This is a genomic window from Rossellomorea sp. NPDC071047 (assembly GCF_050270195.1).
Classification (GTDB): Bacteria; Bacillota; Bacilli; order Bacillales; family Bacillaceae_B; genus Rossellomorea.
Map to the genome: position 1 here is coordinate 82460 of NZ_JBNNJT010000003.1, position 7026 is coordinate 89485.

The following is a 7026-nucleotide window of genomic DNA, read 5'->3' on the forward strand; positions in this document are numbered from 1 at the left end:
GTGGCATCATGCTTAAACACTGAAAAAAGACTCTCCATTCCATCACATTATTTTTCTAAAGGCACAAAGCGCTCAACTAATAGTGCAAGCGTTCTTGCCATTACACCTGTTCCGCCTTTCGGACCCAGTTCATAGCTGCCTTTCCTGGTAGCCGTGCCGGCGATATCAAGGTGTACCCAAGGAAGACCTTCAGCGAACTCTCCGACAAATGCCCCGCCCATGATGGCGTGACCAGCTCGGCCCGGTGAGTTGTTCAGGTCGGCAATATCACTTCCACGAACACGCTTCTTGTCGTGTTCCGTATAAGGGAGCTGCCAGATGTATTCACCTGATTCCCCTGACGCTTCCAGTACTTGCTCGAAGAACGCTTCATTATTCGTCAGGGCTCCTGTTTTGTCTTCACCCAGAGCGATGATGACTCCACCGGTTAAAGTTGCAACGTCCACTAAATAATTTGCTCCTTGATGCTTTGCATAGGTCATACCGTCAGCAAGTGCGAGACGGCCCTCAGCATCTGTATTTAACACTTCAATCGTTTTACCGCTCATTGATGTAATCACATCGTCAGGCTTGAATGCGGAGCCGCTCACCATATTGTCTGTTGAAGGGATGACAGCAACGACATTTTGTTCCGGTTGGATCTCTCCGATGATTTCCATGGCTCCCAGAACCGCAGCGGCTCCCCCCATATCTGCTTTCATTCCGACGATTCCATCTTTAGGTTTAATAGAATAACCGCCTGTATCGAAGGTGATTCCTTTTCCAACTAAACCGATGACATCTTTCCACTCATCTTTTCCATTGTACTTAAGAACGATCATTTTGGGAGGTTCAACGGACCCCTGGTTTACAGCGAGCAGTGCGCCCATTCCCAGATGCTCCATCTCTTCTTTATCCAGAATTTCAACTTCAAAGTTATATTGCTCAGCTAATTCAAGCGCATATTCCGCTAATTTAGTAGAGGTTAATAGATTACCAGGAGTGTTCACCAGCGTACGGGCTGAATTGACTCCGTTACCAAAGGCGGATCCGATATGTAAAGCCGTCTCTACTTCTTTAGAGTCAGCGCTTGTAAAGAACTCAATCGACTCTACGTGCACTTCCGGTCGATTTGATTTCTTCTTATAGCCGTGAAACTCATATGTAGACATCGTAAAGGCTTCCATAAATGCATGGGCTGCATCTGTTGCTGCCATTTCTTCAGAAATAAATGTATCCAGTGCCACCGAAAAAGAGGATACCTTCATCTCCTTTAAAGCTTTTGATGCTACACCTAACGAATCTTTTAAAGAGTCAAACGTAAGCTCTTTTTGTTTCCCAAGACCAACGAACAACACTCTCTTCGTTTTGAGTTTTCCAAACGTATGTACTTTGGTCACTTTCTTTGCTTTTGAAGATATGTCTCCGTCTTTTACCAGCTGAGTAAGATAGCCCTCGAACTTCTGGTCAAGCTCCTTCAGCTTCCCTTCAAAAGTCGGCTGATTGTAAACCCCAACAATCAGGCACTCCTGATTAGCGGCCGTCATTTCATTTTGATTAATCGAAAATTTCATTTATACGACACCTCCAGCCTCTATTATAGCGAAAATGTCCCATTATTTCGACTTTCTAACAAACCGATCCATAAAGTTAATTAAAGAGGTGAATAGGGTATGATATAATAAGAACATTATTTTTATTCAAACAATTGAAAGGGTGGCTTTTCACAGCATGGAAGTATTTTTTAATTTTCCATTATGGGCATCTTTATTTTCAATCTTCTTTGCTCAGTTTGTTAAGGTTCCCATACAGTTTATCGCGACGAGGGAATTAAATTGGTCATTAATCACCTCAACAGGCGGGATGCCGAGTTCCCATTCAGCGGCCGTAACGGCTTTGTCTACTGGAGTAGCCCTGGAAGTAGGCGTGGACTCACCAATCTTTGCCGTTTCAGCCATGTTTGCCATCATTACGATGTTTGACGCAACTGGTGTCAGAAGGCAGGCAGGAGAACAAGCCATTGTCCTGAATCGATTGATGGTCGATTTCCAAAGGTTCATGTCAGAAGCAAAAGGCTGGCAGAACAAGCCTGAACAGGAAAAGCGCAAGGAGTTAAAGGAATTACTCGGACACAAGCCCATTGAAGTGTTCTTTGGTGGACTTTCCGGGATTATTCTGACCCTTCTTCTTCATTATTTCTTTTATGCATAGGAGTGGCAAGATGAGAATTGTTTCAATCTGTCCAAGTAATACAGAGATAATCGATTACCTCGGATTAACTCCACTCCTTGTAGGAGTCGATGATTACTCCGATTATCCTGAAGAGGTCCAATCACTTCCCAGGCTCGGACCGGATCTTTCAATTAATATGGATAAGTTGGAGTCCTTGAAGCCTGATTTGGTGTTTTCTTCATTAAGTGTACCGGGTATGGAAAAAAACATAAAAGAACTGGAAAAGCGGAACATCCCCCACATTATGTTAAATCCTCAGAGCTTTTCTGATATAGCAGAAGATCTTTTAACGGTTGGAAAAGCTTGTGGAATCGAAGAACATGCCACGGACCGTCAGAGTGAATTCCTGCAATCCGTAACCCGCTTAAAAACGATAGGTTCCGGGGTTCAACATCCACCATCCCTCTACTGGGAATGGTGGCCAAAGCCAGTTTTCACCCCTGGTAAGATCAACTGGTTAACGGAGTTGAGTGAGATGATCGGGGCACGAAATCTATATGAAGATGTGGATCTGGCGAGTGTTCAAACGGATTGGGAAGATGTACAAAAGCGTGACCCCGACTATATCTGTCTTGCCTGGGTCGGCGTTCAGCAAAAACGGGTTAACCCTGATATTGTGAAGAAGCGTCCAAGCTGGAACGAAATGAGAGCTATTCAACAGGATCGAATTTTTGTCCTGGAAGAAGCCCTCTATTGCAGACCGTCCCCTCTTCTATTAAAGGGAGCTGTCAAGCTTGCCAGGATGCTTCATCCAGAATTATATAAAGAGGTCAAATGATGTTAAAAAAGCACGAAGTTCATGATGAACTTCGTGCTTTTCCTGATTATTCTTTTTTAGGCGATAAAATTTGCTGCCTAAAAACCTGCATGGACTTATTTTCATTAAGGTCTACTAATTGCTGTTCAGATAACTCACCTGACCCCATCTGGATCACATACACATCCAGAGTCTGTTTCCCCCATTCATTATACACATCGTCCACTGTCTCGTAATAGAGGTCCAGTCTATTCCCCTTAATAGCGCTCCCTTTATCGGCTACAACCCCATATCCGTAATGGGGGATAAAAAGAATGGTACCAATAGGATAAACGGATAGATCGGCTGCAATCGTAGAATACAAATCACGTTTCACCTTCACTCCTGAATATGTAATTCCATATAGGGGATGCCCAGGATTCTTCCCGGTCGATTCAATCCCTGCTGTATAGCCTGTCGCTACAACCTTATGCTTCGTATACTGATCCCAATCAACGGACTCTTCCAACGTCCTCGGTTCAACAGGTGTACTCGCCGATATCTGAGTTTCAAAGCCTGCAAGCCTCTTAAGAAATTTAAATGACAATCCTAAACGATTTGTCTGATGCTCTTTATAATTCAAATTGGTTTGATCACGGTCACCCTTGTCCATCAACCAGGTTTTAAAGGTTTGGGCCTCTACTCCGGAGACTGCTTGAAAAGTCGTTCCCAGTGCCAGGATGAACAAACTGACCATAACGAATCTCTTCGTCCATGTTTTAAACAAATTCATGTATTCACTCCTCCCACCTTTAATACTTCCCAAGCAGGAGGATATATATGCAAAAATTGATAAAAAAATCGAATAGTTTCAATATTTGGAAATTATTTGGTTAGCGTTCCCTATAGTTGAACTTCGCTGCACATAGGCGACATTGCAGGGGATATAACCTTTTCCCCACTTCAACTAGTATGTACACTTTTTGAAAAAAATCATAATAAAAACCCGTTCAACTTAGGGGAGATCCCTCCGTTAAACGGATGCGGTTAAAACATTCGATATCCTTTTGCTCTTAAAATTCTCATCACGACTCCTGAAAGAATCGCTCCTGCCAGCCCACTTCCCAAAATCACAAGATCGGCTACAGCCAGGTGGCTGATTTTCGTACCTAACTCAGTAAACGACTCGCCGGCATTTCGGAAATAATCTATAAAACGAACATCATCCACAATAAAAATGACGACAATAGGATAAATGATGGCCATAATCCACGTCATACGCAATAACATATTTAACAAAAAGCCTATTCCGAAAAATAGAACAAAAAATAGAAGCATCGAAATTAACATCACATGTATAGGCATTTTACCGTTTACACCTCCATAAACACTAAAGATTAGTGTACCCCGAGTGTAATGAAAGCGTCAATATTTTCAAGGAGATTTGTAGCTTATTCACAAAATAAACATATGTTTCATATCCAGACGACCATAAAAACAGACCCAAATCAGGATTTATACCTCCAATAGAAGTATCCACCTTCATCAGGTCTGCTTTTTGATCTATCTCTTAGGGTTTATTTCTGTTTCCCACTGCCTCCGCAGCACGGACACGTTTCAGAACCACCCAACACTAACTGAAAATATCCTTTTCCTGAACAGTAAAGACAGTATTTCGTTTTAGTACTTGCAGTAGCTCTCATAATTCCCTCTCCCTTTTCTTTAATTTCTTAATTTTCTGATAATATATCATCTATCTCCCATAAAGAAAAGGGACATTATAGGGGATGTACCGCTAAGAAAGCGAATACATTTTAGTTTTCCTTTCATTATCTCTCTTTTTCTTAAAATTAACAGAATTTTATAAAAATAATTTGTACTGTGTGTAGGCAAATTGGTCTCCTGGATTTATTCCTTCTATCGGGCTTAAAATATTTTGATCAGCCAATTGATTGATCATCTCATGCACCATGACGGACGTTTTTTCATCTTCCAATAACTCTTGAGGTGACTTCCATCTAACATCCCACAACTCTTTTTCTTCTATATGTATTGAAGAAATTCCCTTGTTTACCAACAGAAAGATCATCATATTGTCGCTAATGTCATGATGGATGACACCTGACCGGACTCCTACAATTCCTTTGACGGTTGTTTGCAATCCTGTTTCTTCTTTCACTTCTCTCACAACCGCTTCGTCCACTGTTTCCCCAGCATTGACAAATCCTGCAGGCAGTGACCACATCCCTTTTAAACCGCTGTATTTCTTCTTCACTACCAGCCATTTACCATTCTCATCTATGACCAGTCCGGCCACCGCCAGCCAAACCTTTCCCCTTTTCATTCTCGAACACCTCCGTAACATTACCCCACAATAAAAAGCAGAGCGGAATCCACCCTGCTTTTCATTTTATTCATTAGAGCTTAAAAGAATTTGAACTTTCCTTTTTTGAAGACAAGGGATGGTCCACCAACCATGTAAAGCGCACGGTTATCAACTACCTTCTTCATGAAAGAAGCTTTTGTCCCAGTGATTTTCTTACCGTAAACGACACCGATTGCGTCGTCTTCACCCAGTGAACATACTGTTCCTTTGATGTCTGGAGTGAATTCTTCCAGGTGATCTTTACCATGTAGTAAAGAAGCAATATTGCGGGCACATACTTCACCTTGCTGCATCGCGATTTGTGCAGTCGGCGGGTATGGACGTTCTGTTTCTTCATTGATCATAAGTGAACAGTCTCCGATGATGAAGATGTTGTCATGACCTGGAGCGCGAAGATCTTTGCTGATTTTCACACGTGCACGCATATTTTCTATTCCAGCTCTTTCGATGATGGAGTTACCGCGTACACCAGCAGCCCACACGATCGTACCAGCTTTGATTTCTTCTACTTCATCTTCACCTTTAGCGATTAGGACGCTGTCCGCTGTTGCTTGTTTAAGTGGAGTTCCGATGTGGAATTCAACACCTTTTTTCTCAAGCTTAGCACGCGCATACTTCACTAGCTCAGGATCGAATCCAGGAAGGATCATTGGTGCAGCTTCCACGCACACAATACGTACTTTTTTACGATCGATATCATATTCATGACAAAGTTCAGGTACACGGTTACCTAATTCCCCTAAGAATTCGATTCCAGTGAAGCCTGCTCCACCTACAACGATTGTAAGGCGGTCATCTTTTTTCTCTTCTTCGTTTTTATACGTAGCAAATTGCAATTCAATGTGCTCACGAATTTGACGGGCAGAGTTGATATTTGAAATCATGAATGCATGCTCATGGAGACCCTGGATACCGAATGTCTCTGATTCTGCACCTAATGCAACGACCAGGTAATCGAATTCTACTTCGCCATCACTTGTGATGACTTTCTTTTCTTCTACTTTAATATCTTCAACAGTAGCTTGTAAGAAGTTTACTTTGCTTGTGTTGACAACATCCTTAATGTTGTAACGTACACGATCATGATGAAGTGTACCTGCAGAAGCTTCGTGTAACCAAGTGGTTTCGTAGTGATAATCATTTTTATTAACTAAAATAATTTCTGCTTCATTTGTACCTAATTGCTTTTGAAGACGAGTTACCGTCATTAATCCACCGTAACCTGCACCTAATACAACGATTCTTGGCTTTCTCAACTGAATCACATCCACCTTTTTTGATAAATTTGCTTTGGATACTCTTAGAGTCCTCCACATCATGCTTTTTTATCCCGTTCAATCTGATGCTATTACCTTTTTCCCTATAGAAAAGAAACTGAAACAAATCAAACGAGATGTTTTCCATCATTTAAGAGGAAAGTATTGTATGAAAAATAAATAAAAACGATAAACAAGAAAGTATGTGACGTATTTCACGAACTACTACATACTTATGCGAGAATTGTCATAAATTCTTAACATTATGCCTACATTACATAATATTCTTTTTACCATGCATTTTCAAGATATATATAGGAAATTGAAAACTTAAGAATATTCCGAAAAGCGGAGGCGGCTCGCCCAGGCCCGACAAGCATAAGGCGAGTACACCATAAAGGCGTTCTTTGCCTTTTTGGTGTACTTGACTTATGACC

At 41.6% G+C, this 7026-nt stretch carries 8 protein-coding genes; 2 read left to right on the forward strand and 6 right to left on the reverse strand.

The features are described 5' to 3' along the window. Window positions 1-47 precede the first annotated feature (47 nt). Window positions 48-1553, reverse strand: a complete 1506-nt coding sequence (locus tag ACQKFO_RS12440; protein WP_427599009.1) for a leucyl aminopeptidase — start codon at window positions 1551-1553, stop codon at window positions 48-50. A 157-nt stretch (window positions 1554-1710) separates the two neighbouring features. Between ACQKFO_RS12440 and ACQKFO_RS12445 the strand changes: the two genes are divergently transcribed. Both ACQKFO_RS12445 and ACQKFO_RS12450 read left to right on the forward strand, forming a co-directional pair. After that, window positions 1711-2190: a divergent PAP2 family protein gene (locus ACQKFO_RS12445; RefSeq protein ID WP_149157587.1), complete on the forward strand. Its 480-nt coding sequence runs from the start codon at window positions 1711-1713 to the stop codon at window positions 2188-2190. Window positions 2191-2200: 10 nt separating this feature from the next. Then, window positions 2201-2989, forward strand: a complete 789-nt coding sequence (locus ACQKFO_RS12450; RefSeq protein ID WP_427599010.1) for a cobalamin-binding protein — start codon at window positions 2201-2203, stop codon at window positions 2987-2989. A gap of 46 nt (window positions 2990-3035) precedes the next feature. Here ACQKFO_RS12450 and ACQKFO_RS12455 read toward each other — a convergent pair whose 3' ends face one another. The 5 genes from ACQKFO_RS12455 to ACQKFO_RS12475 form a co-directional block, all read right to left on the reverse strand. Next, entirely contained in the window at window positions 3036-3740 is a 705-nt protein-coding gene (locus ACQKFO_RS12455) for a 3D domain-containing protein (protein ID WP_427599012.1), read from the reverse strand. Window positions 3741-3994: 254 nt separating this feature from the next. Continuing rightward, window positions 3995-4312, reverse strand: coding sequence for a YuiB family protein (locus ACQKFO_RS12460; protein ID WP_427599014.1), 318 nt, complete (start codon window positions 4310-4312; stop codon window positions 3995-3997). A gap of 212 nt (window positions 4313-4524) precedes the next feature. Further along, on the reverse strand, window positions 4525-4650 hold the full coding sequence (locus ACQKFO_RS12465; RefSeq protein WP_172655674.1) for a YuiA family protein: 126 nt from the start codon (window positions 4648-4650) through the stop codon (window positions 4525-4527). Between the two features lie 158 nt (window positions 4651-4808). Next, window positions 4809-5291, reverse strand: a complete 483-nt coding sequence (locus tag ACQKFO_RS12470; protein ID WP_427599016.1) for an NUDIX domain-containing protein — start codon at window positions 5289-5291, stop codon at window positions 4809-4811. A gap of 80 nt (window positions 5292-5371) precedes the next feature. Continuing rightward, window positions 5372-6589: an NAD(P)/FAD-dependent oxidoreductase gene (locus tag ACQKFO_RS12475; RefSeq protein ID WP_427599504.1), complete on the reverse strand. Its 1218-nt coding sequence runs from the start codon at window positions 6587-6589 to the stop codon at window positions 5372-5374. Between the last annotated feature and the right edge of the window lie 437 nt (window positions 6590-7026).

Bases quoted from the DNA above. Each gene is read 5' to 3' on its own strand.
- ACQKFO_RS12440 (WP_427599009.1), bottom strand. From the start codon at position 1,553: ATGAAATTTTCGATTAATCAAAATGAAATGACGGCCGCTAATCAGGAG.
- ACQKFO_RS12445 (WP_149157587.1), top strand. From the start codon at position 1,711: ATGGAAGTATTTTTTAATTTTCCATTATGGGCATCTTTATTTTCAATC.
- ACQKFO_RS12450 (WP_427599010.1), top strand. From the start codon at position 2,201: ATGAGAATTGTTTCAATCTGTCCAAGTAATACAGAGATAATCGATTAC.
- ACQKFO_RS12455 (WP_427599012.1), bottom strand. From the start codon at position 3,740: ATGAATTTGTTTAAAACATGGACGAAGAGATTCGTTATGGTCAGTTTG.
- ACQKFO_RS12460 (WP_427599014.1), bottom strand. From the start codon at position 4,312: ATGCCTATACATGTGATGTTAATTTCGATGCTTCTATTTTTTGTTCTA.
- ACQKFO_RS12465 (WP_172655674.1), bottom strand. From the start codon at position 4,650: ATGAGAGCTACTGCAAGTACTAAAACGAAATACTGTCTTTACTGTTCA.
- ACQKFO_RS12470 (WP_427599016.1), bottom strand. From the start codon at position 5,291: ATGAAAAGGGGAAAGGTTTGGCTGGCGGTGGCCGGACTGGTCATAGAT.